The organism is Alkalihalobacillus sp. TS-13 (genome assembly GCF_019720915.1).
Taxonomy (GTDB): domain Bacteria; phylum Bacillota; class Bacilli; order Bacillales; family Fictibacillaceae; genus Pseudalkalibacillus.
In genome coordinates, this window is the sequence record NZ_JAHKSI010000001.1 from 2,261,949 (window position 1) to 2,287,431 (window position 25,483).

Below are 25,483 nucleotides of genomic sequence, written 5' to 3' on the forward strand. Positions count from 1 at the left end.
GTGACATTAAAATACAATCAAGGACACAAATAAAAAACTGATCCGAAGGAGTATATGCACCCCCTCCTGGACCAGCCTTTAATGAGTCGGTTATCATTCCTACTGGACATCTACAGATTCAATGATCCAGTTGTCTTTCTCTTTTTTGAAACTCAGTTCAATCAAATAGTCTCCATATAAATCACTACTGTTTTTCTGCTCCAGACGGAAATGTTCATCATCCACTTTAGTCAGGTTAGTAGGTTCACCCTTCACGATCCATGGAGGCAGTTCTGTCGGTATGATATAAAGTCCATCCTGTTTCTCTTCATATAGACCATCTACATAATACGTTGCAACATCTTCTGTAACATACATGGTTAAGTATTCAATTAATTCTTGTTTTGTCTTAAAGTCTTCAACTTTATAATTTTCATCAGTAGGTTGAACCACTTCTTGCATGAATGCATCTGCTTTTTTTACGAAGTCCCCTTTGTTCGGTGCTTCGTCATCTGTTTTACTGACAGCACTAGTCGTCTTGACCTTCTCTGTTTTATCTGAAAACTCCATATTAGTAGCTGTAGCTATTGGTTGTGTTTGGATCTCCACATGGCTTTTCGCAAATGATTTTTTAGGAAGTTCCGAACCGTCTGTTTGGTGATGAGTTGTAGTACCTGTCGGTTGACCAGCCCAAAAGAGACCAAAAGCGACAAACATGCCTACAATCATTGGTACTAAACTTTTCTTCATTTGCTAACTCCCCTTTATATATATAGTCAAATGCGCATCTTTATTATTCTGAACTAGTTTCATATTTAGTATACCTTTTCCAGAACATGATCAAACATTTTGGAACCGTCTTATACAATTCCATACAGAAAGTCAATTCCCCTCTTTAGTTTTTCTAAATTATGCCAATATGACCAGAAAAAACATTCGCCAATTTTCTTGTTGTAACGGGAGATTTGTTGAATGATTTTCATTTTATGGGGATAATGATTGTTTTTGACGAATGAAGTCCTAAAGTGATTATAAATTAAGGATGGCAGACTACCACATCAGAGGTCGATGACACCTTGCTCATTCATGACTACGCTCGTGGTGGTTTTGTAGATAAAATTGAATTTTTGTAGATAATTTAAAATTAATGAACGGGCTGTCCAAAAAAGTGTCTGAGTCTCTCCGAATTCAACAAAAATTTTGAGGAAAATCTGTTTTTTGAAATATTGGATGTGTCTGAAACTTTCTTTTAGGAGTCCAGATTCGTAAACAAGTCTGTTACGATTGAAAATATACGCTTTTTCGCGCCATTACAATGGAATTATGAAAAACAACAATCTGCATATAAGAGCCTATATGTAAGAAAATCATTACCTCCTGAAAACAGGTAATGATTCCCTTAAGTCTTGAGTTCGTTGATGATTGTTTCATATTTTTCAGTAAAATTATAAAAGCCAAGGCGATCTACTCTAAAGATCGGTGATTCCAGCTGAGCGTGGGCATCAAGGATTTCAATCTGCTGATAAACTTTAAATAATTCATCTGCTAATACAGGATCCAGCTTTGCAATTTCATATTTCACTTTATCCCATTCATCTAATTTGAAGAGATAAATGTCTTGCCATATCTTTTCATTACCCTGGATTTCCACATTCCCATGTTCTAAAAAGTCCTGAAGACTAGCGCCATTCCGAGTCTCTTTCCGCAAATACAATTTCAGATTATCTTGTAATTCTTGCAAGAGGATTGTTTTTGCGAGTTCTCTCGCAGTTTGTTGGTTTTGCTCCTTTTCAAGCTTAACCTTGATTTTTTGTCTCAAATATACGGCAGCTAATGTCGTCAAGACACTGACCACCATGGACACGATAAAATATGTCCATTCCATCTCAAATACCTCCAGCTTGTACTCCCCCTAGGATATTATATGAAGCAGAAGCTCGAGGAACTCAACTATTCGATAAATAGGGTGCCCATTTTAATGAGCTTATCTTCGACGGTGCCTGACACGATATTTCCCTACTTCATACAATCCAGTAGCAGCAAGACCGGCCATACCTCCAGCCCACACTCTTAATGTCCAATCCAGATCGGTAAGGGGAAAAGCAGCTAATCCGATGAGAAGACCAATGATCAAGCTGACGAGTGAAATGAATCGCTTCGAAATCTTGAAAGAATGCTTTGCAACTTCAGTCAGACCGGTGACAATCGGAGCTAAGACAGATGCAAATATCAACACTTGTTCCATCATGGTCACACTCCTCCAATCCTTATTTAACTATAGTAATAAATTCCATAAACTCACTGAAAACGCCTTTTTTCTCATAATAAATAGGCTTATAGGAGCAGAAAATGAACCGTAGTTTTCTAAAAGTTTGTTGCTGTAAACGGTGGAAATGTACGAGACTCCTGCGGGAAAGGTGAGCCAGGGGAGACCCCGCAGCGTATTAAGGATCTTTGGCTAATAACCTGTGGTGAACGTCAAAGCCAGCACCTTTCTCCGGGGGATCCGCGAGAGTTCTTGCTCACTTGCACAGGATCTCAACACAAAAATAATATCATTTTCGTGGCGATGAGAATTCCTAAAAGCTTTCCTCGAGTATACTTCCACTTGATTACGATTGAATTGTGAAGAAGCAAAAAAGAGCCTAATGAAAACATCCATTTTGTACACTTTATGAGTTTCACACCATATAGATGTATTTTGAGCTCATTGTATTTTTCAATTTTATGAATATGAATGGATCAAAAAAGACAGAATGAATTTAAAAGATGAATTTATAGGAGTGTAAGACAAACATGAAAAGAGAATACGATCACTACTTAATCCTCTTAGAGAACCAAGAAATGAATTGGTGGGGTTATGCGCGCAGAGTTCCTACTGAATTCCGACCTCCTAACTACACAAATTATTGGTCGTATTTACGTACTCGCAATACTGCTTCGAAACGGTATATTAAAGAAGCAGAATGGCGTATGGAAGCAAGACGTAAAGGATTACTGGACAATTAGTTGAAAACAAAACCACTAGAAGAAAAGGGACTGTCCGAAAAGTGTCAGACACTTTTCGGACAGTCCCTTTTTATCACTCAACTAAACACCAGCTTTATGTAATCTCACTAGTAAGTTGTTCAACCGTTTGACTCGAGCGTCTTCACATTGCTTTTGCCCTGTTTCTATATCTGTAATCTCACAGCTGATCAATTCCGATGCATACCGCTGCTCCATCATTACATCCAATAACAAAGCTTTCTCCTCTTCTGATAACCTTAACATGGTTAATGTCGCCATATAACCATCCCCCTTTTAAAGTTGTTACTAATATTATAAACATATAAAAAACACGCGGAAAGGGGTTTAGGGAAATTCGTATAGGATCTAAATTCTGGAAACCGGTGTACTTATTGATATAACAGGGTTCACCACTATTTAAAGCGGTAATAAATTTGTAAAAAAAATTTAATGCTGTCAATCCCCATAAGATAAATGTTATTTCAAAAAAACAAAGATTCGACAATATTCACCAAAAACTAATAAACTTGTTCTGGATTTACAGTTAAAAAATGTTATGACGGCTGATGAGATAAACCCAGAGGATTGCACCGAAAATAATGCCCATGTTGAATAAGACATTCATCCAACGATCGGGTACTCCTTTGATAAGAGAAGTGATGATGAATAAGAGGAATGTATAAATGAGAATGAATGATGACATAGGCAGTAAGATTTGATAAAAGGCCATACCCTTCAACACCTTGATTGAACCTATCTCATAAATCGGTGATAAATGATATCGTTCTGGCAACTGGCTGACATATTGTTCTTACAAATTAGTCCCTATAGTTTTGCGTCCCCACTTTTCAATGAGTTTGCCTTTATCTAACGATTTATAAGACGAGGATTATTTTTCAGAATCTTACGTCTATTATACAATAAGAATCGAAAAATGTCATTATTTAGTGGATTTATTCGCTCTTTTTTTGGAAAAAGCGTGAAAAATAGCATGATCTGTCGAATTTTCAGAGGAAGGAAGAATCATTTCATGTTCAGGTGCCTTCCAACGGCCAATCTTTTCTCCATTGACTGAAAAAATCGAACCTGTTTCCGGGTGTTCTTCCAGAATAGTTGAAACGAGTATAGCGACATCATCCGGTGAGCCCATGCTCCATTCATCTGGTAACGCTTTACCTTGTTTATCGGCTTCTTTTTTCAGCATTTCAATGACTGGGAGGGTCATGTCTGTTTCTGCAACTGGTGCAATCGCATAAACGGTGATCCCGAAACGATCAAGCTCTTTGGCAAGCGTTCTTGTCATCCCATTTACCCCGGCTTTTGCAGCACTGTAATTCAATTGGCCAGCTAAACCTTCCATTCCTGATTTAGAGGTTACATTTATGATCGTCCCTTTTACCCCGGACTCACGCATAGCCAGTACCGCGTGTTTCGTGCATGCGAATGTTCCTTTCAAATGTGTCTCAATAACATCATCCCACTCTTGCATCGTCATTTTATAGGAAATGCGGTCGCGTGTAATCCCAGCATTATTGATGAGGACATCCACTCGTCCAAAGGAAGCAATTGTTTCACCGATGATGCGTTTACAAGCCTTCTCCGATGAAACAGAAGCTGTGACGCCGATAATCCGATTATGTATCTCCTTCAATTCCTCTACTGTTTGTTCCACCTTAACTTTGTCTCTTCCATTGATGACGATAGCTGCGCCTTCAGTAGCGAGCCTCTGTGCAATACTTTTACCTATCCCCTTTGTCGATCCCGTTATGATGACCACTTTACCATTCATGATGATCCTCCATTCGTGATGTATTTATTTTTGTTTTTCCTTTTATAACTGAGCTACCTGCTTTGGAATAAAGGTGAAAAGATAATTCATGTCCCTCCATTTCGAGTTCAAGTTCATAAGGGCTTTCCACATAAACAGGTGCCTGGAAGCGTATATCATAATCTTTTATGAACGCCTCTATTCCCAATTGTGCCCGGCATACAGCTCCAATACGGCCCATGACAAGCATACCGTGTACGAGACACGCTTTAAAGCCCATACGCTTAGCATCCTTCTCAGATAAATGGATTGGGTTGAAATCTCCGCTAACTTCAGCGTAATCACGAATATCCTGTTTTGAAAAAATCAGTCGATGGGAAATCATCGATGTTGGACTCAAGATTCTCCCTCCTGTTCTGGTCTAAACATCGCAGTGGTGATCCCCGTAAATACCGGCTGTTTCTTAAGTGCATCTTGATAGCCATACATCTCATGTACCAGCCAGACAATTTTTCCGGACGTTCCTGTTTTCTCTCTTATTTCGACCAGTTTGATCTTAGCATAATACGAATGATCCGTCAGAAGGGGTACCTTATAGTGAAAGGATTGTTCTCCGTGAACAAGAGGACCAATATCTTTTAACCAGGGGAGTTCAACCTTCTGCCAGTAAACAATCGGATATGTGGCTGGCACAATGAACTGGCCATCTTTCTTTGCTAACGGTATATCATGGATGGCCACTGCAAATTTCATCGCTTCTGATTCTGTGACTTTCATTTTGAAGAGTTCCGTCTGCTGCCCGACTTTCAACTTTCCCACCCCGCATCTGTTTTCTCAATCAGTGTCGCAAGACCAAGTCCGCCACCGATCCCGAGTGTCAGTAAACCTTTGCTTGAACGTTCTTTAGATTGCATTTCATGAAACATCCTTGTCATCAAAACCGCTCCTGATCCACCATACGGATGGCCAAGTGCAATCGCACCCCCGCCAATGTTGACGATTTCTTCCGGAATATTCAACGCCCTTAAGGAGGCTAATACTTGAGAAGCAAACGCTTCATTGAATTCAACTAAATCCAGCTCATCCACAGTCAAGCTTTGTCGCTGCAATAATTTCCTGACCGCAGGAATCGGACCAATACCGAGCAGATTAGGATCTACTCCTGCTACACAAGCATCTACAAAGCGGATGGAGGGCTTTAATCCAAGTTGTGGGCATTTTCTTTCTGAGACCAGCACAACAATCGAGGCACCGTCATTGATTGGACAGGCATTGCCTGCAGTTACGGTTCCATGCTTCCTGAAAACAGGTGATAATCGCTTCAATTTTTCCAACGACGTATTTTCTCTCGGACATTCATCCGTTCGTATCTCACCGTTTTTCATGGGAACGATTTCTTTGTCAAAACGTCCTTCCTTTTGAGAAGCAACAGCTTTCTGATGACTTTTCAAAGCAAAAAGGTCCTGATCTTCTCGTGAAATTCCATACTTGTCCGCTACGTTCTCTGCCGCCTCACCCATTTCCGGATCACCAATCTCTTCTGGCGAGAATCTGGCACGATTATAAAAAGCTGGACCAGAAGGTGAATAAAGGCTGGAAGGTTTTTCGATTTTCCACGGCGCACGGCTTGTACTTTCTACTCCTCCTGCAAGGACAAGCTCTGCACCACCTGACTGGATCAATCTTGCAGCTTGATTGATCGCCTCTAATCCAGAACCGCATTGACGATCCACCGTTACCCCAGGTATTTGAACTGGTAAACCTGCATTCAACGCTGCTAACCTTGCTATATTTCCGCCTGGTCCTACCACATTACCTAAAATAATATCGTCGATTTCGTGCGGATCGATATCTAGTTCTTTTATTAATCCTTGAATGAGTTCAGCAGCCAGTTGTTCAGGTGAAATGTCTTTCAACTGACCGCCAAGCTTACCGATCGGGGTTCGTTTCGCTTCTAAAACAAAAACATTATTCACGATTTCCACAATCCTTCCGGATAAAGATGGATCAATTCGTTCCTCGCTATTTTTCGACTGACGGTGTATGGAAATTCATCTACAGTGATGAATTCTTTCGGACATTTGTACTTAGGAAGATCGCGGAGACAGATGTCTTTTAAAAGGTCATTCGTAACCTCTTGCCCCGGTCGCCATTTGATGAATGCGACAACCTTTTCTCCCCAATAAATATCTGGCACGCCGATCACTGCACACTCCTCGACAGCTGATACAAGTTGAATGACCGACTCTACTTCCTCTGGATAAATATTGAGTCCCCCGCTTATGATCATTTGGTTTGCTCTTCCGACAAGATAGATATAGCCATCCTCATCTATACGAGCTAAATCTCCTGCAGTTGCCCATTCGCCATCTATAAAAACATTTGCAGTTTCCGTTGGGAGATTCTGATACCCCTTGAAGACCATCTTACTTCTGACATATAGGGTCCCAATTTCTCCATAAGGAACTTCCTGTAGCTGATCGTCTCTAATTGACACTTCAACACCTGTAAAAGGACGTCCGACAGAGTCTATTTTTGTAGAGGCGGCATCCTGATGGAGAATAGAAACAAAACTCAGTTCAGAAGCCCCGTAAAATTCAATGCATTCCGCATTATTAAACGTTGCTTCAATCATTCTTCGCCGTTCAACATTCCATTTTGATCCAGAGGAAATGATAAGATTGACCGCTTCCCACTGCAGATAGGATTCATACAATAAGGCTTCGAGCATTGTTGGAACGACATAGATAATCGTTTTCTTGTCATTCCTTACACGATCAGCCGTGGCTTCGGCAGAAAAATGATCCAATAGCTCAACGGTGGCACCGGTGGATAAAGCATGTAAAGCCCCATATAAAAATAGAGAATGGGCAAGTGAACCAGTAATGATCACTTGATCTCCTGCATGAAGCGTATACTCACAGGCAGTATTTCTGAAACTTTCCGTCCATGATTCTTGTGTACGTATGAAACCCTTCGGATTTCCTGATGTGCCCGAGGTATACCCTAAGTAAAAGATGGAATCAGGTGTTGCTTTCGGCAGGTTTTCAAATTTAGAAGTGTAAGAAAGTTCTTGACCTGCAAGGATCGTTTCTCCATCCCACCATTTGTGATTAGAATCGGAAACCAAGGCATCGGCTACGCTGTCCTTAAGTATCATTTTCGCTTTTTCAATCGGCAATTTCGGGTCAATCGGAACGGCTTTCCAGCCTAATGAGGAGGCGGCGAGAAAATAGAATACGAACTCCATACGGTTTTCTGGAAAATAGATTGCTATTGTACCGTCCGTAAGCGGTTTCCTTTTATACAGCAAGGAAGCCGCCATATCGATTTTATCTATCAATTCGTTATATGTGATCGTTCCATAGTCTGTTTTAAGGGCAATCTCATTTGGGTGTAAGTTTGCTTGTTTGGTGATCCAATCTAGTATGATCATCGTCTCTACCTACCTCAACTATTTTGGCTGTTCTCTAAAAGTTTGTTGATAATGGAATGCTGTAAAGAAGATGCTGAAACCTTTTGGAGTGGAAATATGCGAGAATCCAGCGGGAAAGCAAGCTAAACGAGACCCCGCAATCTTTTAAAGGATTTTCGACTATAATAAGGACCTTCGACTAAATTCCACCACGTCCTGTGGTGAACGTCGAAGTCAGTACATCCTGTACAAGTACGTCCTGCGCCTACGTTTACTCGACGTAAAACTACAAGGATGGAATCTAAGTCCTAGGTCTTATGGTGAATTCCCGCGAAAGCGAGTATATTTCCATACTACAAACAACAATCTATGCGAAAACAGCCATTATTTTTCACTAACGGAAAGAAAGAGGCTTCGTCAATCGACAAACCTCTTCCTTCAGGGTATCATATTCAATTTATGCGGCAAGATTTTTCTTTTTGTTAGAAAGGACCGGGTTACTATTCTTCATTTTCACGACGACAAAGGCTGCGATAACAGATTTCACCAGATCACCAGGTATATAGGCAAGCGCTGATAATGCTGTTGCCTGAAGCGGGAGATCCAAGACGAATGCCATTACTGGGATTCCAGCTGTGTATATGAGGATAATTCCGCCTAAAATATTGATTAATAGCACCTTCCACATTTTCAATTTGTTCCATGATTTTTCAACGAGATAACCGATCACAAGGGCTGAAATCGGCCAGCTTAAAATGTAGCCTGCACTAGGTCCGACAAGTTCATCGATACCACCTCTCATACCGGAAAGGACAGGCGCTCCAGCAATGATCAAGGCGATGAATACAAGAAGACTCAATCCTCCAAGGCGTGCTCCCAGAAGACCTCCGGCTAGCATGACCCCTAATGTTTGTGCTGTAATAGGTACAGGTGAACCAGGCACTGGAATCGGCGGCACCAACCCAAGAGCTGCAATGACAGCTGCAAACATCGCTGCAAAAACAAGTGCATAGGTTTTCTTCATTTTCTTCACTTCCATTCTTGTTGTATAACGTATAATGTTCATAACTATTATGTAAGAAGAGAAAAAATGTGTCAACTTGAAAATATTTTAGGTTAACGAAAGACCGGTGATCATTTTGAAAACAATAGATCCGATTTTCAAAAAAGAGACGTTGGAGCTATCCAGAGAATTGTTAGGTATGGAACTCGTACATGACACTGCATATGGCAAATTGGCTGGTAAGATCGTAGAAGTCGAAGCTTACAAAGGTCCAGAAGATAAGGCAGCACACTCATTCGGCGGCAGGAGAACTACCCGGACCGAAGTGATGTACGGAAAACCTGGACATGTCTATATGTTTCTGATTTATGGCATGCATCACTGTTTTAATATCGTGACAGGTCCAATCGGTAAACCAGAAGCGATTTTAGTGCGTGGGATCGAACCTACTAGCGGGATTGATCATATGCTTCATAAAAGATTCGGAGAAAAACCAAAGTACTTGAAATCACACTATAAAAACCTCACCAACGGTCCTGGGAAACTTTGCAGAGCACTCGGATTGAATATGGCGCATTATGGCCTCCCAATCAATCGATCAGAAATCCGGATCCGGCCGTATGAGGACATAAAAGAAGAGGATATCACAGCAGGGCCAAGGGTCAATATCGATTACGCCGAAGAACATATCCATCTTCCCTGGAGATTTTCAATCAGAGGGAATCCATACGTATCTAAGTGAGGTTAAGCCTTAGCGCAGGCTGAGGATTTGTTGCCCTTATATTGAAGAAAGTATTTATACTTTCTTTAAATGCAAAAAGGAGCCGGCAATTTTATTGCTGACTCCTTTTTTTATTCAATGTGAAGGGTTCAATTCTTTCAACTGCAGGTCCTCTTCAGACTGCAGCATTTTTTCCTTTGTACTTGTTGAAATCAACCCGATCAGTTGGGACACTTTTTTCTTACGGTTCGTATAGCGGAATAAAGCGATCAAGTACCAGAAGGCGATGATCGTAGTCGTTTTCAAGACTACTTCAAAATTCCATGTCAACGTTGCAAAATTGATCACATTCAAAATATATGCTGCCGCGATACCAAAAAGGAAGGCAACCACCCAGACGCCAGGGCGTAAATCACGATAGCCCCGATGAACAGTATGTATAAATGAAGCAAGCAATTTCAGCTCTTTTTCATTGTACTGATGAAGTCTATTCTTGACATATTTCAAATCCGGAACGATTCCATTTGATCGTTTTTTATTTGTCAATTCTTTAAAGAACAATTCGAAATCTATGAAACTTGTAAGACTTTTTTCAACCTTCCGATGCATGTAATTGTGGTACATATACCAGAAGTAGACCATTTCGGATACACGTAAAATAAGGTACAACAGGATTGTAACGAGCGCGAATTGCACCCAAAAATACGCCAAAAAGAAATCCAAGAACGCCCAGATTGCCATAACGAGTGTCTTCAATTTTGTAATGAACATTGTCGCAACAAGCAGTATGAGGTCAGTAACGTTTTCCACTAGTATAGCCTCCTGTTTTCCTATTAGCTACATCATATCATTTTTTCGGGAGAGCATGACAAACTTTTACAAAAACACGTAAATTTTCTCATTAAAGTGGTATTAGATTACCCCCTATCCCAGCTTAAGAAAGGCGAAAACTATAGTTAGAAAAAAGTTCTATTTTACGGAGGTTGGACATATGAGGATTGTCTTTTTTGAAAAAGGGGAATTAATGATTATCGTAGGTTCTTCAAAGCTTAAAGGAGAACTCACAATAGAGCAGATCAAATCTGAAAGTGAAAAGAAATCGAAAGAGCTTTCTCAGTTACTCGGACGCGAAATCGGCTTCATGATCGATATGAACGGTAAACTGAATTCAGATATGCCAATGAAATAACCGCTTTGAAAAGTAAGATGACCCTATTCGGGTCATCTTTTTATTTTGTTCTGTTCATATAAGCGAAATTCACTCCCTTTTCGCGTGCAATCCCGCTTTTTGTGCTATTTTAGGAGCCCGAATTCGGACAGGATATCGTTTCTGGCGCCTTCCGCTGTCCGAATAACGTGTAATTTAGGACAGGGTCTCGATTCTGGTACCTCCCGATGGCCGAACTAGCCTCAACTTCGGCCAGTCGCTTCGGATTTCTCCTTCTATTGTCCGATTCCAGCCCAACTTCGGACAGTTGTTCCCCAATCTCTCTTTTTTCTGTCCGATATAAGCTTTTACCTAAAAAAACAGCCTGTCCTACCTTTGATTAGGTGGTGACAGACTGTCCATCTATTGGATCAGACCTTTTCGGTTCATTTCAGCCATGACTCGTTTTGCGATAAGCTCGTACCCTCTTGGATTCGGATGGATGATATCCGCGAAATAACGCTTCTTCTCCTTATCAAGGAACAAATCGATGGTTGAGACGTAATGGATATTCGGGTATTGATCGACCATTCCGCTAGTCACTCGATTCCAATCCTTCAGAATTCCATGGAGCTGATCATGGTTTACCAAGTCCGTATACGGGTCGTACATCCCAATCAGAATCAATGGGGCGTATTGATTATCTGTCCGAATCTGAGTAATGAGCTTGGCCAAATTTTCTTCAAAAACAGGACGCATCTTTTCCATTTCCTCTGGATTGATGGAATTGAGATCCCGCCTCGCTGCCTGGATGAAATCATTCGTTCCGATAAATAAAAAGATATAGTTGGCCTGATTGATCTTCTGCTTCGTTTCGATATTTTGTACGTGGATCATGATCTGATCCGTACGATACCCCCGGACCCCGTAGCGATGTAAAGCGACATCGCTCCCAAAGCTATTTATCATTTGTTGCTGCACACGGCCGATATATCCGACTTTTTTTGGGTCACCGCTTCCATATGTTAATGAATCGCCAATCGCAACAATCTGCATTGCATTTGTATCCTGTGCAACTGTTGGAGACAAAAGGTCATCCATTAAATTTATAGCGATGATACAGCCAATCACCAGGGTCAACCAGAGTAAATTCTTAAAAATCTTCCATTGCACGTGACTTTCCTCATTTTCATGTATAGATTACCCTGTCAACTTACTGAGAATTGATTTGTATTATGGTGGAACTTAAGATTTTGCGTATAACAGAGCTGTTAGAATATGTGATAATCCTCTTTTCTATGTCCATACTCTTCCCATAAATGATAGATGTCATAATCGGTTGTGTCAATCTTTATAAATCGTTGAAGAAGCCCGCAAACTCCTACCGTGCCAAATGAAAACGCCATGAAAGAAAGCAAAAAATATGTCATCCTGTTCTGCGCCTCCCTTATCCTTTTTACTATGTTTATTGATAAGGACGACAGGATAGAACTGGATGACGTTCAGGCGTATTTTAGGCTGTTTTTTAAATATTTGTTGCTCTTAAAAGAAAATTTCGAAGGGAAAAAAAGCTGATATAGTTGTTTTTACATAATTATCCTTGTTTTGTGAAAAATAGAGTAGACATAGTTTGGAACAAGGAGTGTACAAAATGAAAAAATTCATGTTATCAAGCTTCGCATCATTACTAGCTGTAGCAAGTCTAACCGCTTGTGGAATGCAAGAGAATAATGTTCAATCCAATGAGTCAACTGAAGTGAACAGTTCGAAGATTGCTGGGGAAGAGTCTCGCTTATTCAAGATGGTAGACATCTATAACGCGAAAAAAGAAAAAATCGGTCAAGCACAATTAGCCGAAACCAGTGAAGGCGTAATGATCAAATTGAAAGCTGCTAACCTGCCTCCTGGACCACATGGGTTTCATATCCACAAAACCGGAAAGTGTGTTGCACCTGACTTCGAGAGTGCAGGGGGACATTTCAATCCTACAGACAAAGAACATGGCTTTGAAAATCCAAAAGGATTCCATGCCGGAGACTTGCCAAACATCAATGTAGGCAAAGACGGTATGATTTCTGTAAGTGTCGTTTCCAAGCATGTAACACTTCAAAAAGGAAAACCGAACAGCCTACTGGATGAAGACGGCAGCGCCCTCGTCATTCACGAAAAGGCAGACGACTACAAAACAGACCCAGCAGGCAACGCCGGAGACCGTATCGCCTGCGGCGTAATCAAGTAAAAAATTTGTGTGCCAGGCACCGAAAATGAAGCCAATGGTATCAAGGGATTTCGTTCGGTGCCTGGCACCGTTTTGAAACCCTTGGTATGACTGGATTCTTAATCGGTGCCTGGTACAGTCATACAAAATGTCAGTCAAAAAAGAGCTGTTTTCAGTTTCTTTTTCGTTCTTTCATCACATTATTTAAAGCTCACTTTCTCCACTGTGTATCGTTCCAACTGCTTACGATTCACTTCGTATCCGATTCCTGGTGCATCCGATACAATGACTTTTCCATTTTCCAGTTTGATCTCGGGAGTGATAATGTCCTGTTCCCAGTATCGAGTGGACGCAGTGATATCTCCAGGAATCTCAAACCCATCAAGTGATGCTAGGGCAATGTTATGCACCTTTCCTATACCGGATTCGATCATACCACCAGCCCAGACTTTCACATCGTGTTTCTGACAATAATCATGAATTCTTTTCGCTTCCATCAAGCCGCCTACCCGGCTGTGCTTGATCGCAATGATTTTACAACTTCCAAGGGCTACCGCAGTCTGTGCTGTCTCAAATGAGATGATGCTTTCGTCTAAACAAACCGGCGTCCTCAGAACCTTCTGCAATTCAGCATGCTCTACAAAATCCGTAGCTCCTAAAGGCTGCTCAATCATCATCAGATTGAACTGATCTATTTCTTTCAGGCGTTCCAGATCATCCAACCTGTAACTTGAATTTGCATCCGCCATCAATGGTGCTTCAGGAAATCGTGAACGGACAGACGCAAGCATATCCAAATCTTCGCCTGGCTTCACCTTCAGCTTGATCCGCCTATACCCGCTCTGCAACGCTTCATCGATTTTAAAAAGAAGGTCATCCGTATGAGCTTGCATCCCGATTGCGATCCCTACTTCAAGTTCTCGTCTCCTTCCGCCTAAGACATCAGCCAAAGGTCTCCCCTCCGACTTCGCATAAACATCCCACAAAGCGGTTTCAAGACAGGATTTTGCCATATGATGACCCCGATAATGGCTGAAAATTGCAGATAAATCCTCAGGATAGCCAAACTCTTTTTCTTCTAACATTTCCGGAATGAGGAACTCCTTCATCATATAAAGGCAGGTGTCAGTGGTTTCCTCCGTGTACCACGGGGTATCGAACGCTGAGCATTCCCCCCAGCCGACAACACCATCCGCAGATTCCACCTCTACAATCAATAAGGATCTGTTATTGACCGTGTTGACTGCTGTTACAAACGGGCGTTTCAATGGCATTTCGATTTTATGGATGGTCATCTTTTCAATCCGCATATTCATCGCCTTCTATAAGCAAATTGTACAAATCTTTCCGTAAAATTTTATTGGACGCGTTCCTTGGTAATTGTTCGATGAACCGCACCGCTTTCGGAACTTTATATCCTGCCAAGTGATCCTTACAGTAATTGATCAGCACTTCACCACAGACCTCTGTACCTTCAGCCAACACCACAAAAGCTGCCGGTACCTTCCCCCATACCGAGTCGTCGATTCCGATCACTCCAACTTCAGAAACAGCTTCATGTCCGAGCAAACAAGCTTCGATTTCAGCAGGATAGATATTTTCACCGCCAGAGACAAACATATCCTTCCGTCGATCCAACACATAAAGGAATCCTTCATCATCAAGATATCCGACATCCCCCGTTGCAAGCCAACCGTCCTGGATCTTTTCTGTGTTGATGGCTGGCTTCTTGTAATACCCTTGCGTCACATTCGGACCTTTCACGAAGATCTCACCTTCGCTGTCCCGCTCATCATCAGCAGAAGGAACAACCTTCACCTGTGATGGAAACAATGGTTTTCCTGCGGACCCGAGCTTCCGGAAACTGTCTTCTGGTGCCAACGTCACAATTTGGGAAGCCGATTCGGACAGCCCATATGTCTGAAAAACTGGAATCGCAGTTGCTTCACATCTTTTTAAAAGTGGAAGAGGTGCTGGTCCGCCTCCTAAAAGCATACAACGGAACTGGCTCGGATAGCTTTTGAAGTTCCCTGAATCGAGCACCTTGCTGAGCATGACACTTACGACGGAGGCAATCGTAACACCGTCTTTTTGGATCGACTCATTGAACGTGACAGGATCAAACGTACGATGAAGGACCATCGGAATTCCATAGATCACACTTCGCATCACAATCGAAAGCCCGCTCACATGGAAAAGCGGAACCGTACACAACCAGCAATCATCTTCACGGATACCGAGGTTGAGCGCAGAGCCTGTTGCACTCCACCAATGATTCCCATATGTCAACATAACGCCTTTCGGATGCCCCGTGGTTCCAGAGGTGAAAATGATTGAATGAAGATCGTCCAACCGTATGGTATCGTCCAGATCCTCATCAACTTCTTCCGCTTCTTCAATATCCATCATCGTAACAATTTGATTGAAACGGAGTTCCTGTGCCTTATCGTGATGCACATCATCGACGATCAACCAATTTACATCCGCATCTTCAAGCTCATACTCCAGCTCAGAGGGGGACAACCGTTTATTAAGCGGCACGGCAACTACCTGAAGCGAATGGAAGGCATGGATGAGGATGACGGTTTCTGGATGATTATCCATCAAAATGCCAACGTGTTGACCTCTGTGCACACCCAACTTCAATAGTTTCCGCGCCATCTTTCCCGCTGCTCTCTGTAATTCACGATAGCTCCATTTCTTCTTTTCAAAAGTGAGGGCTGTCCGCTCAGGGGTTAAATACGCCCGCTGGTCAAGCCAGTTTTTCATTTCCATCACCGTCATAGGTACCACTCCATCATAAAACTCAAGCTTTGTTATGTAAGGTTGAAAAAGGAGCTGACCAAAAAAGTCAGCCCCTAACTTATTTATTAAGGGAAACGAGGGAATTGTTTAAAGTCCGGCTTCCGCTTTTCTTTAAATGAATCGCGTCCTTCTTTCGCTTCATCAGTGGTGTAGTAAAGCAATGTTGCATCTCCGCCTAGTTGTTGCAATCCAGCAAGTCCATCTGTATCTGCATTGAAAGAAGCCTTCAAGAAACGGAGTGCTGTCGGTGACTTTTCAAGCATTTCTTCACACCATTGTACTGTTTCTTCTTCTAATTTTTCAAGAGGCACGACTGTATTGACAAGACCCATCTCTTTCGCTTCTTCAGCATTATATTGACGGCATAAATACCAGATTTCACGCGCTTTCTTATGTCCGACGATACGTGCAAGATAACCTGCACCATAACCAGCATCGAAGCTTCCAACTTTCGGTCCAGTTTGTCCGAAGATTGCGTTGTCTGCCGCAATCGTCAAGTCACAAACGACATGAAGGACATGACCGCCCCCGATCGCGTACCCTGAAACCATCGCAACGACCGGCTTCGGAATAACACGGATCAAGCGTTGTAAATCAAGGACATTCAAACGAGGGATCTGATCATCACCGACATACCCGCCATGGCCACGTACTTTTTGATCTCCTCCGGCACAGAACGCTTTATCCCCTGCACCTGCAAGGACGATTACACCGATATCAGAATCATCACGCGCATATGCAAATGCATCGATCAATTCATGGACCGTTTTCGGACGGAATGAATTGTGTACTTCTGGTCGATTGATCGTAATTTTTGCGATTCCATTGTATGTTTCATAGATAATGTCATCATAATTTCTTTCAGCTACCCATTCTACTACTGCCATGCTAAACATCCTTTCTATTATGTAGTTCGTCTTCTACTATTTTAGCAAATTGTGCAGGCTGCTCAAGGTGGGTGGTATGGCCCGCCTCTTCCACAACTACCATTTTACCATTCGGAAGCTTTTGCATCATGTCTTCTGCAATCCTGTAAAACTTCTGATCAAGTGCTCCAACGATCAGAGTGGTCGGGATAGTAAAATCAGAGAGCCTGTCCCACCATGATCGCTGCACGCCTGTCCCCATTCCACGCAAACTATTCGCCAATCCAACCTCTGAATTGTGGAGGCGTTTCTCACGCAGAGCCTTCCGCTCACTTTCTGACAATTGATCCTTCTGGGTACTGAACAGCGAAATCGCTTCCCAGAAATCAACAAAAGTACGGATACCATCCTTTTCAATTCGTTTGGCAAGACGTTCATCATTATGCCTTCGAGCATTTCTTTCTTCTGCCGTCTGCAACCCAGGGGAACTGCTTTCCAACACCAGATGCTTCACCCGGCGCGGGTACATCATCGCGAATGAAAGTGCAACTCTTCCACCTAGAGAATACCCTAAAACGTAGGCGCTTTCAATCTTCAAGTCTGCCATGATCTGATCCAATGCTCCCGCCGTCTCTTCCATTGAGTATTGTTCGATGTCTTCAGGATGATCCGTATTACCATGCCCGATCAGGTCCACCATAATCAGCTTGAAATCGTCTCCCCATTCCTTTTTAAGAGGACACCAATCCACACCTGAACCGGTAAAACCGTGAAGAAGGAGCAACGGTTCCCCTTCTCCGGCTGTTTCCACATGGTATCGGATCCCGTTCACATCAATTTTCATCGATATCCGCCCACTTTTCAATTGCTTCACTTACATTTTTCCAATATTCCCTGTGCAGCTGAACATTTTGTCCACGCTCAGTTTGAAGTTCAATAACGTCCAATCCACCTGACTCAAAACTCATCGAACACGCTTCATCAAACGCACCCCAGCTTTCGACAAGCTGGTAGTTCCCGCCATATGTTCTTGTCGCATCACGGAACGAAATCCCTGTCGGAGTGCCGAACAAGTCTTCAAAATGATCAGGATGTTCTGCCTGTGGCAAGAAGGAAAAAATCCCCCCGCCACTATTGTTGACCAATATGATGGTCATGTTGAGCTTATGGAGTTTGGAAGCAAGCAGCCCGTTCATATCATGGTAAAAAGAAAGGTCTCCGATCACAAGGACAGTCCTTCGGCCGGTAGCCGCCACACCAAATGCCGTCGAGATGACACCGTCAATCCCGTTCGCGCCACGATTAGCGAGAGCTTCGATTTCTTTATCCGTTTTACCAAAAAAGCTATCCAAGTCCCTGATCGGCATACTGTTTCCGACAAAAAGAGCTGTCCCATCAGGCAAGAGCCGATTGAGTTCTGAAAAAACCTTTCCTTCAAACAGTTGATCTGTTTCCACAAATGCGTCTCTCTCCCGCATGGCAAGCTCATTTACAGCCTTCCATCTATCCTTCCAGTGAGATGGTTTACGGTTTTCGATTCTAGAAGTGATTTGACGGGAAAACTGTGCAGGTTCTGCATAAATCATCCTGCCCCCCGAGTGTGTCGGGTCACGCCAACCTTCCCCTTCATCAATTGTCCAGTATGTACAGTCCTTGTGTTTCTGGACATACTGCAGGTAGGATTTTGAAACTGGCATCGCCCCGAATCGAATGATCACATCCGGAGTCCATTCTCGGACGATTTCACTTTTCAAGATCGCGTCATAGTTCTCGATGATCGTGTCTTTGGCATGAGATCCGCTCCGTAAAGGCGACAATGGGTCTGCTAAAACCGGGAACTTGAGAACAGCAGCCAATTCTTTTATCGAGGAAATAGCGGCTTCGTACTGTCCCGGTCCGCAAACGATCAACCCATTATCAAATTCCTTCAATTGATCGATCAAGATATCATAATCACCATCCGATAAATCGCGTATCCCAGTGGTGAAGGATAAATAGGAAGGGTCCTTTTTCCCTGCATCAAATGCTTGTTCATGCTGATAATTCGGAACGAGCGGCTCACGGAATGGAAAATTCAAATGGACCGGTCCTCTTTTTTCATTCATAGCGATCGCTGCTGAACGTGCAGCCTTCGTACGGACATATTGGATCAGCTTCGGATCGTTGTCAGGAAGTGCCATCTCATGGAACCATTTCACATATTTTCCGAACATACCAATCTGATCAATCGCTTGAGGAGCTCCTACATCTCTCAATTCATGCGGACGATCAGCAGTCAATACCAATAATGGAACATGCGACTCATACGCTTCCACAATCGCAGGATAATAGTTTGCCGCAGCAGTTCCTGACGTACAGACAAGCGCTACAGGCTTCTTTTCCACTTTTGCGATACCGAGGGCAAAAAAAGCTGCTGAGCGCTCATCCACGCTCAGCCAAACTTTTATATCTGGATGCTGTGCAAACATGAGCGCCAGCGGTGTGGAGCGTGATCCAGGACTGATGACAACATCCCGGACCTCCACTCTGTTTAATTCATCTACAAAAGCTCCAACATAAGCTGTCAACGAATCTAATGTCATGCAGTGGATCCTCCTAGTGCTGTTAGCATCGGCTTGAGTTTGATGAGTGTTTCTTCATACTCACTCTCTGGATCGGAATCACCGACGATCCCGCATCCCGCAAACAATGATGCGTAATTATCCGAAATCAAACCAGAGCGAATTGCAACCGCGAATTCGCCTTGATCAAAATGGTCGATCCACCCAATCGGTGCAGAATACCAACCACGGTCGAGCCGTTCCTGCTCCCGGATGATTTCCACCGAACGAAGCTGAGGCAGCCCCCCTAATGCTGGAGTCGGATGCAAACGACCTACAACATCGAGAAAAGGGATATCCGTCGCTTTTTTGACTTCTACCGGTGTAAATAAATGCTGGATGTCACGTCCTTTATACAGGGAAGGTTGATCAGGGACATTCACTGAACCCGCAACCTCTTCCAATGCGCCACGGATCATCTGTACCACATAATCGTGTTCTTCACGATTTTTATCATCTGAAAGAAGCTCTTTACCTAAACGCTCATCTTCTTCATGATGAGTCCCCCGCTTGATCGATCCTGCCAAACAAGTCGATAACAGCTTATCCTCCTGTTTTCTGACAAGGCGTTCAGGGGAAGCTCCAACGAAACATTTATGTCCACGCTCAAAAGCGAAAATGAAGCTGTTCGGCTGTTGATCCCTTAGATTGATAAGCGTCTCGAAAGCTGAGATTTCAGAGTCTGACTGTGCGATGACTTCCCTTGCTAATACCACTTTATCGACTTGGCCCTCATTGATCATGGAAGTGGTTTTGACGACCGTTTCCTTCCATTGTTCCGGATCAATTTCAGTCAAACTCAAGCATCGGTTTACTGTTTGGTCCAACGCGCATTTCTTCAACAGCTCAGCATTTTCACGAACACCCTTTTCAAAAAGTGTTTGAATATCCGAGTCAGCACTTACGAGCAGATTGGTGGTTAAATACGCATTATCATCGATTAGCGAGAACATATGAACTGGCAGCACGAAGCTTGCATCTGCATAATTGGTCCATAACGGAGTCTTATCCTTAAGCGTATCAAATGAAAAGCCCCCCAAAAGCATCGGACCTGTACCATAAACATAGGTGGTGTCATAATCATCAAGCTGATGATCGACAATCTCCTTCCACTGTTTTTTGATTTCTGAAAAACGATCCTCTCCATCCACATCCAATCGAAGTGCCTCACCGATTCCGACAAGGCTCAATTTACCATTTGAATCGGACCAGAAGGATCGTTCACCTTTATATAATGAACTGCCATTTTTAAAAACGACGAGCGGGTCAATCGTATCAACCTGAATTCTATGACTGACAAGAATTTTATTTCGAGTCATCTGTGCTTTTTGTTTGGCACGCTCCAACCTCTCGAGCAATTCATGTTGTTTAACAACTGCCATGACATTCCCCTCCAACATCCTCTGACGTCTATATCTATCTAAAAGTCCTAATGTTGACAAGAAAAATTGTTAAAGCGAATTCATGGCACTTCTGCGGAAAAGGTGGGCCGTACAGCCCCCTGGAGTGAGTAGACTAGCGGACCACCCGCGGGAAAGAAGTGAACTTCGCAAAAACAACTTATTTAGAATAACGTCTTATAAAAATGATTTGAATTAGCCTGTTGATATTCCGATACTATTATATAGGAAAAAGGCTTGTTTTTCCATTGTACACGATTCACAACTGTTTCCAGCTAATGTTGTTGACACCCATACTGTCATTGCATACACTTAAAATGGTTAAAAATACGGTTAGAACCGCTATTAAGCGTTCTTAAAGATAAAGGTGAACGAATCATTATGGAACAATACTTTACAGATCCATCCAACCAAAAAGAAATGCCGAAAAACATCGAATCCAAGTGGAAAATCTGGTATCGCCAGCTCCGGCCACACACGCTGACTGCGTCATTCATCCCTGTATTTATCGGTGCGGCTCTCGCTAATTTCTACACAACTTTAAACTGGTTACTGCTTATTGCAATGCTGGTCGCATCGATGTTGATTCAGGCCGCTACTAATCTATTCAACGAATATTATGATTTTAAACGTGGTCTCGACACATCAGACTCTGTTGGAATTGGCGGTGGTATCGTCCGCGATGGGATCTCACCGAAGACCGTCCTGAATGTGGGGCTTGCTTTCTTCCTTCTTGCCATTTTGCTTGGAGTCTATATCAGTGCAACAACCTCATGGTGGATCGCCGTTATCGGTTCAGTATCGATGGCTGCAGGTTATTTCTATACAGGAGGTCCATACCCGATCGCTTATACGCCGCTTGGTGAAGTGATTGCAGGATTTTTCATGGGATTTGTCATCATCCTGATCTCATTTTATATTCAGACTGGATTTATCACGGCGAATAGCATGCTGATTTCCATCCCAATCTCCATTCTGATCGGTGCGATCCTCATGGCGAACAACATCCGCGATCTAGAAGGAGATAAAGAAAAAGGAAGAAAAACATTAGCAATTTTACTTGGACATAAAAGAGCGGTCCAATTTCTCGGCGGGATGTTCGCCTTTTCATTCGCCTGGATCCTGACGATGATTTTCATCGGACAAGCCTCTTTCTGGCTATTGATCGTCCTTGTCAGTATTCCGAAGGCGATCAATGCCGTCAAGCTGTTCCATGGGGAACGCGAACCATCAAAAATGATGCCAGCGATGATTGCGACAGCACAAACGAACACAGTATTCGGCTTTGCATTGACTGTCGGTCTGATCGTAAGCTATCTTCTCCAATTTTAAAATTAGCCCGGCTGACTTACAAGTGTCTGAGTCTCTCCGTATTTAACAACATTTTAGAAAAAGCGTGTTTTGATACAAAGTGTTGTGTTGGAGGTGTCTGACACTTTTCTTTTTGGCAGCCGTCAGTAAAGAGGTGCTGTATGGACTTATCTAAAACACTTGTAAATGCACTAGGAATGGAAGTAATCGAGGCAACTAAGGATTGTGTAAAAATTACGATGCCCGTCGATGAACGAACGAAACAACCGATGGGATTTTTACATGGCGGGGCATCTGTGGCGCTTGCAGAAACCGCCGCCAGCATCGGTGGGGCATTGAATGTCAATCTGGAAACGCACAATGTTTTTGGCATTGAAATTAATGCCAATCATATCAAAAGCAAGCGTGAGGGCTTCGTTACAGGCACCGCACTTCCCGTTCATAAAGGCCGAACGACGATGGTCTGGGAAATCAAAGTGACTGATGAAAATGAAGAGTTGATCTGTATATCCCGGTGTACAATCGGCGTTGTGGAGATGAAGAAATGATCCTGATCGGATAACACCCTTCAGATCTGTTTTGTAGATAATTTCTGATTTTTGTAGATAAAACTTCGTTTTTGTAGGTAATTTTTGGTTTTTGTAGATATTTTCTGATTTTTGTTGGTTGACACCCAATTTTTGTAGATAATCCCGTTGAATAGTCATGTTCATAACACTTTTCTTGCTAAACATTTACAGCTTAAAATAAGACTTTGATATACTTTATTGTTGATTTTTGCGATATTCACTCCCTTTCGGCGGGCAAACGAAAAGCGGAAGCGACCCGGTTAGGCACGTAGGTCACTGGAAAACGGACGAGGAGGCTCGAACCAAACAAAGACTTGGTTCTGCGTGGGCTAACTCATAAGGATGTCAATCAATGTGTGGCCGCCGAAAGGAAGTTTGAAGTGATGCAAGTGCCTGGTCGCTGAGCTAGACATCACTTCCCTGTATTAACCCACTTCCGCCAGCCTCCTCACTTGGACAGGACATGCTGGCTTCGACGTTCACTACTGTAAGGTCTCGCTTTTCCCGCAGGAGTGTCGCAAATTACGCTTCAATCAAACTTAGTTAAAAAAATGAAGGAACTGCCTCAAGGCAGTTCCTTTTTCGAATTAAACTTCCCTTCTCATCGCTTTCAACACGTCTACTTTCGTAGCTCGTTTTGCTGGTCTATGCCCAGAGATGATTGTCACGATCAGACAGATGCTCACACAGATCAATGGTAGTATCCATGGGATATGTGAAAATTTGAAATCCCCAGGAATCGGTTCACCAAACGCATTACTTAATATAATCGGCAACGCCCAATTGACTACAAATGTGATCAAATAGGCGACAATCGTTCCAAATAAAGCTCCAAGAAGACCGATATAACTGCTTTCAATCAAAAAGATCCGCTTGATCGTCGATGGATTAGCACCAATCGCCTTCATGATGCCAATATCAGGTGCCCTTTCTGTGACAGCCATCGTCATCGTATTGTAAATACCGATCGAGGCAATAAGGATCGCAATTGTTCCGATGAATATCAATCCGCTCTTCACAATTAAGAAGACCAAATTGATTTGTTCCATTTCATTTACCACTGAATAAGTGAAATAGTTCTTCTCTTTCAGTTCTTCAGAAATCGCTTTTACGTTTTCAGTATCATCCGCAAAGATGGCCACCTGGTTATAAACTCTTTCTTCCCTATTTTCTAATGAAGGTCTATGTTCTTCAGGTATGTCAGGAGTAACTACCATTCCATTTGGCGTACCTGTGAACGCTTCGATATCTGCTAAAACTTTTTCCGATATGAATACGTTCTGATCTCGCATCCATTCTCTTGTCGGCTTTTTCCCAACGCCTACAACCTTAAGTTGGAATATCTTGCTCTTTTCTTCCCCATCTTCATATTTCATGACCTTCATGTCCAAAGTCTTACCTATAAGTTCACCATCGTATGCATTGCCTTCTTTTACGGTTCCATCTTCATTAAGTGGAGGAGGTTCTTCCCCATTCCACTTCGCTAAACTGTTTGCAAAGTCATAGCCGATCACCACTTCATCGTCTGATTCAGGCAATCTACCCTCTGAAAGTTCAAATCCCGCCTTTGTTTCCGATGGATAATCCACAACAACAGGTGTGCCCTCTGTACGATATTCTCCCAGGCGAAAATCACCTTGTTGTTCAACCTGCTGTCTTCTTGTTACTGTTTTTACATGATCCACGGATTCGAAATAGTCGATGTCCTCCATCGTAATTCCATTAATTCCTTCTTCTCCATTCATTTCTTTTCCATGGACCTGGATTTCAGTCATCAACCGATCTTGTGTAATTTCCTCCACGATTGATTTTTGCAGACCAAAACCGACTGATGCCAGGACGATCAAGAACGCGCAACCCATGGCGGTAGCAAGAACCGTCATGAATATACGTGTTTTGTTCTTCTTCATATTTTTACGGACGAATTGAAACTGATCTTTGAACCTCATGATGCATAAGCCTCCTCATCTAGCGCGCCATCGACGATTTCAATGACACGGTCACCGATTTGAGCGACCTTATCATCATGAGTGATGATTAAGAAAGTGATGCCCAATTCATGATTGAGCTGCTTGATAAAATCCAGCAGTTCGTCTTCAGTTTCACTGTCCAAGCTTCCTGTGGGCTCATCAGCGAGGATGATCGGCGGATTCAAAATCAGTGCTCTCGCAATACTGACCCGTTGCTGCTGACCGCCGGATAGTTCACTTGGATAATGGTCCATGAACTTTTCCAATCCTACCTTTTTGAACATCTTTTCGGTTTGTGCTTTTCGCTCTTTCTCCTTGACCCCTTTTAAGGTTAGCGCCAACTCCACATTTTCGAAAGCTGTCATGCTCGGAATCAATTGAAAGCTTTGAAAAATGAACCCAAGATTATTCAAACGGAAATCCGCCCATTTACTTTCGTTAAAATCAGTGACCTTTTGATTATCGATAAAAATTTCACCTTCAGTTGGTTGGATATAGCCACTTATTAAATTAAGCAAAGTCGATTTACCTGAACCGCTTCGACCGACAATGGTCACGATCTCACCAGCATTAACTTTCAGATTTATATCATCCAGCACAGGGATCACCGTTTCTTTGCCCTTCTTGCCAATCTTGAACTGATGGCTGAGTCCCTTGACTTCGATCATACATTTCCCCCCAATTTTCTATAACGCTCACAGA

The 25,483-nt window shown here is 42.7% G+C and carries 27 protein-coding genes and 1 riboswitch; of the genes, 5 read left to right on the forward strand and 22 right to left on the reverse strand.

The features are described from left to right. Positions 1-99 precede the first annotated feature (99 nt). The 11 genes from KOL94_RS11085 to KOL94_RS11135 form a co-directional block, all read right to left on the reverse strand. Positions 100-729, reverse strand: a complete 630-nt coding sequence (locus KOL94_RS11085; protein WP_221566487.1) for a hypothetical protein — start codon at positions 727-729, stop codon at positions 100-102. Between the two features lie 649 nt (positions 730-1,378). Then, positions 1,379-1,864 (reverse strand): hypothetical protein, encoded by a 486-nt coding sequence (locus KOL94_RS11090; RefSeq protein ID WP_221566488.1) that lies wholly within the window; start codon positions 1,862-1,864, stop codon positions 1,379-1,381. A gap of 99 nt (positions 1,865-1,963) precedes the next feature. Then, on the reverse strand, positions 1,964-2,224 hold the full coding sequence (locus KOL94_RS11095; protein ID WP_221566489.1) for a holin: 261 nt from the start codon (positions 2,222-2,224) through the stop codon (positions 1,964-1,966). An 845-nt stretch (positions 2,225-3,069) separates the two neighbouring features. Further along, positions 3,070-3,267: an antirepressor AbbA gene (gene abbA / locus KOL94_RS11100; RefSeq protein WP_260412286.1), complete on the reverse strand. Its 198-nt coding sequence runs from the start codon at positions 3,265-3,267 to the stop codon at positions 3,070-3,072. Positions 3,268-3,532: 265 nt separating this feature from the next. Continuing rightward, on the reverse strand, positions 3,533-3,781 hold the full coding sequence (locus KOL94_RS11105) for a hypothetical protein (protein ID WP_221566490.1): 249 nt from the start codon (positions 3,779-3,781) through the stop codon (positions 3,533-3,535). Continuing rightward, a riboswitch (cyclic di-GMP riboswitch) is annotated at positions 3,774-3,860 on the reverse strand. (Overlaps the previous gene by 8 nt.) 68 nt (positions 3,861-3,928) lie before the next feature. Next, positions 3,929-4,777 (reverse strand): SDR family NAD(P)-dependent oxidoreductase, encoded by an 849-nt coding sequence (locus KOL94_RS11110; RefSeq protein WP_221566491.1) that lies wholly within the window; start codon positions 4,775-4,777, stop codon positions 3,929-3,931. After that, on the reverse strand, positions 4,767-5,156 hold the full coding sequence (locus KOL94_RS11115) for a MaoC/PaaZ C-terminal domain-containing protein (protein ID WP_221566492.1): 390 nt from the start codon (positions 5,154-5,156) through the stop codon (positions 4,767-4,769). The genes KOL94_RS11110 and KOL94_RS11115 overlap by 11 nt, the downstream gene beginning before the upstream one ends. After that, positions 5,153-5,566, reverse strand: coding sequence for an FAS1-like dehydratase domain-containing protein (locus KOL94_RS11120; RefSeq protein WP_221566493.1), 414 nt, complete (start codon positions 5,564-5,566; stop codon positions 5,153-5,155). The genes KOL94_RS11115 and KOL94_RS11120 overlap by 4 nt, the downstream gene beginning before the upstream one ends. Next, positions 5,563-6,732 (reverse strand): thiolase family protein, encoded by a 1,170-nt coding sequence (locus tag KOL94_RS11125; RefSeq protein ID WP_221566494.1) that lies wholly within the window; start codon positions 6,730-6,732, stop codon positions 5,563-5,565. Before KOL94_RS11125 ends, KOL94_RS11120 begins: the two co-directional genes overlap by 4 nt. Next, the gene (locus KOL94_RS11130) at positions 6,729-8,192 is read right to left on the reverse strand and encodes an AMP-binding protein (protein ID WP_221566495.1); all 1,464 of its coding nucleotides are present in this window, start codon (positions 8,190-8,192) and stop codon (positions 6,729-6,731) included. Before KOL94_RS11130 ends, KOL94_RS11125 begins: the two co-directional genes overlap by 4 nt. 436 nt (positions 8,193-8,628) lie before the next feature. Continuing rightward, positions 8,629-9,195: a biotin transporter BioY gene (locus tag KOL94_RS11135; RefSeq protein ID WP_260412287.1), complete on the reverse strand. Its 567-nt coding sequence runs from the start codon at positions 9,193-9,195 to the stop codon at positions 8,629-8,631. Positions 9,196-9,310: 115 nt separating this feature from the next. On the opposite strand from KOL94_RS11135, the gene KOL94_RS11140 reads away from it, so the two are divergent. Further along, positions 9,311-9,916 (forward strand): DNA-3-methyladenine glycosylase, encoded by a 606-nt coding sequence (locus tag KOL94_RS11140; protein ID WP_221566497.1) that lies wholly within the window; start codon positions 9,311-9,313, stop codon positions 9,914-9,916. A gap of 114 nt (positions 9,917-10,030) precedes the next feature. Here KOL94_RS11140 and KOL94_RS11145 read toward each other — a convergent pair whose 3' ends face one another. Continuing rightward, a complete protein-coding gene (locus KOL94_RS11145; RefSeq protein ID WP_221566498.1) occupies positions 10,031-10,705 on the reverse strand; it encodes a hypothetical protein in 675 nt (224 codons plus the stop codon). 181 nt (positions 10,706-10,886) lie between these two features. Here KOL94_RS11145 and KOL94_RS11150 point away from each other — a divergent pair, with 181 nt between their 5' ends. Then, on the forward strand, positions 10,887-11,084 hold the full coding sequence (locus KOL94_RS11150; protein WP_221566499.1) for a hypothetical protein: 198 nt from the start codon (positions 10,887-10,889) through the stop codon (positions 11,082-11,084). A 381-nt stretch (positions 11,085-11,465) separates the two neighbouring features. Here the strand turns inward: KOL94_RS11150 and KOL94_RS11155 are convergent, their stop codons facing one another. Both KOL94_RS11155 and KOL94_RS11160 read right to left on the reverse strand, forming a co-directional pair. Next, positions 11,466-12,215 (reverse strand): GDSL-type esterase/lipase family protein, encoded by a 750-nt coding sequence (locus KOL94_RS11155; RefSeq protein WP_221566500.1) that lies wholly within the window; start codon positions 12,213-12,215, stop codon positions 11,466-11,468. Between the two features lie 98 nt (positions 12,216-12,313). After that, positions 12,314-12,472, reverse strand: a complete 159-nt coding sequence (locus KOL94_RS11160; RefSeq protein WP_221566501.1) for a hypothetical protein — start codon at positions 12,470-12,472, stop codon at positions 12,314-12,316. Positions 12,473-12,693: 221 nt separating this feature from the next. On the opposite strand from KOL94_RS11160, the gene KOL94_RS11165 reads away from it, so the two are divergent. Continuing rightward, positions 12,694-13,281, forward strand: a complete 588-nt coding sequence (locus KOL94_RS11165; RefSeq protein ID WP_221566502.1) for a superoxide dismutase family protein — start codon at positions 12,694-12,696, stop codon at positions 13,279-13,281. Positions 13,282-13,460: 179 nt separating this feature from the next. Here the strand turns inward: KOL94_RS11165 and menC are convergent, their stop codons facing one another. The 6 genes from menC to KOL94_RS11195 form a co-directional block, all read right to left on the reverse strand. Next, a complete protein-coding gene (gene menC, locus KOL94_RS11170) occupies positions 13,461-14,570 on the reverse strand; it encodes an o-succinylbenzoate synthase (RefSeq protein ID WP_221566503.1) in 1,110 nt (369 codons plus the stop codon). Then, on the reverse strand, positions 14,560-16,044 hold the full coding sequence (locus tag KOL94_RS11175) for an o-succinylbenzoate--CoA ligase (protein WP_260412288.1): 1,485 nt from the start codon (positions 16,042-16,044) through the stop codon (positions 14,560-14,562). The genes menC and KOL94_RS11175 overlap by 11 nt, the downstream gene beginning before the upstream one ends. An 86-nt stretch (positions 16,045-16,130) precedes the next feature. Further along, a complete protein-coding gene (gene menB / locus KOL94_RS11180; RefSeq protein ID WP_221566504.1) occupies positions 16,131-16,952 on the reverse strand; it encodes a 1,4-dihydroxy-2-naphthoyl-CoA synthase in 822 nt (273 codons plus the stop codon). A 1-nt stretch (position 16,953) separates the two neighbouring features. Next, positions 16,954-17,775: a 2-succinyl-6-hydroxy-2,4-cyclohexadiene-1-carboxylate synthase gene (menH, locus tag KOL94_RS11185; protein ID WP_221566505.1), complete on the reverse strand. Its 822-nt coding sequence runs from the start codon at positions 17,773-17,775 to the stop codon at positions 16,954-16,956. Continuing rightward, positions 17,765-19,513 (reverse strand): 2-succinyl-5-enolpyruvyl-6-hydroxy-3-cyclohexene-1-carboxylic-acid synthase, encoded by a 1,749-nt coding sequence (gene menD / locus KOL94_RS11190; protein ID WP_221566506.1) that lies wholly within the window; start codon positions 19,511-19,513, stop codon positions 17,765-17,767. Before menD ends, menH begins: the two co-directional genes overlap by 11 nt. Further along, positions 19,510-20,913, reverse strand: coding sequence for an isochorismate synthase (locus KOL94_RS11195; protein WP_221566507.1), 1,404 nt, complete (start codon positions 20,911-20,913; stop codon positions 19,510-19,512). The genes menD and KOL94_RS11195 overlap by 4 nt, the downstream gene beginning before the upstream one ends. 399 nt (positions 20,914-21,312) lie before the next feature. Between KOL94_RS11195 and KOL94_RS11200 the strand changes: the two genes are divergently transcribed. Together KOL94_RS11200 and KOL94_RS11205 are read left to right on the forward strand one after the other, a co-directional pair. Continuing rightward, the gene (locus KOL94_RS11200) at positions 21,313-22,263 is read left to right on the forward strand and encodes a 1,4-dihydroxy-2-naphthoate polyprenyltransferase (RefSeq protein WP_221566508.1); all 951 of its coding nucleotides are present in this window, start codon (positions 21,313-21,315) and stop codon (positions 22,261-22,263) included. A gap of 140 nt (positions 22,264-22,403) precedes the next feature. Beyond that, entirely contained in the window at positions 22,404-22,790 is a 387-nt protein-coding gene (locus KOL94_RS11205; RefSeq protein ID WP_221566509.1) for a hotdog fold thioesterase, read from the forward strand. Positions 22,791-23,398: 608 nt separating this feature from the next. Here KOL94_RS11205 and KOL94_RS11210 read toward each other — a convergent pair. Both KOL94_RS11210 and KOL94_RS11215 read right to left on the reverse strand, forming a co-directional pair. Then, the gene (locus KOL94_RS11210; protein WP_221566510.1) at positions 23,399-24,760 is read right to left on the reverse strand and encodes an ABC transporter permease; all 1,362 of its coding nucleotides are present in this window, start codon (positions 24,758-24,760) and stop codon (positions 23,399-23,401) included. Continuing rightward, on the reverse strand, positions 24,757-25,449 hold the full coding sequence (locus KOL94_RS11215; RefSeq protein WP_221566511.1) for an ABC transporter ATP-binding protein: 693 nt from the start codon (positions 25,447-25,449) through the stop codon (positions 24,757-24,759). The genes KOL94_RS11210 and KOL94_RS11215 overlap by 4 nt, the downstream gene beginning before the upstream one ends. Positions 25,450-25,483 lie beyond the last annotated feature (34 nt).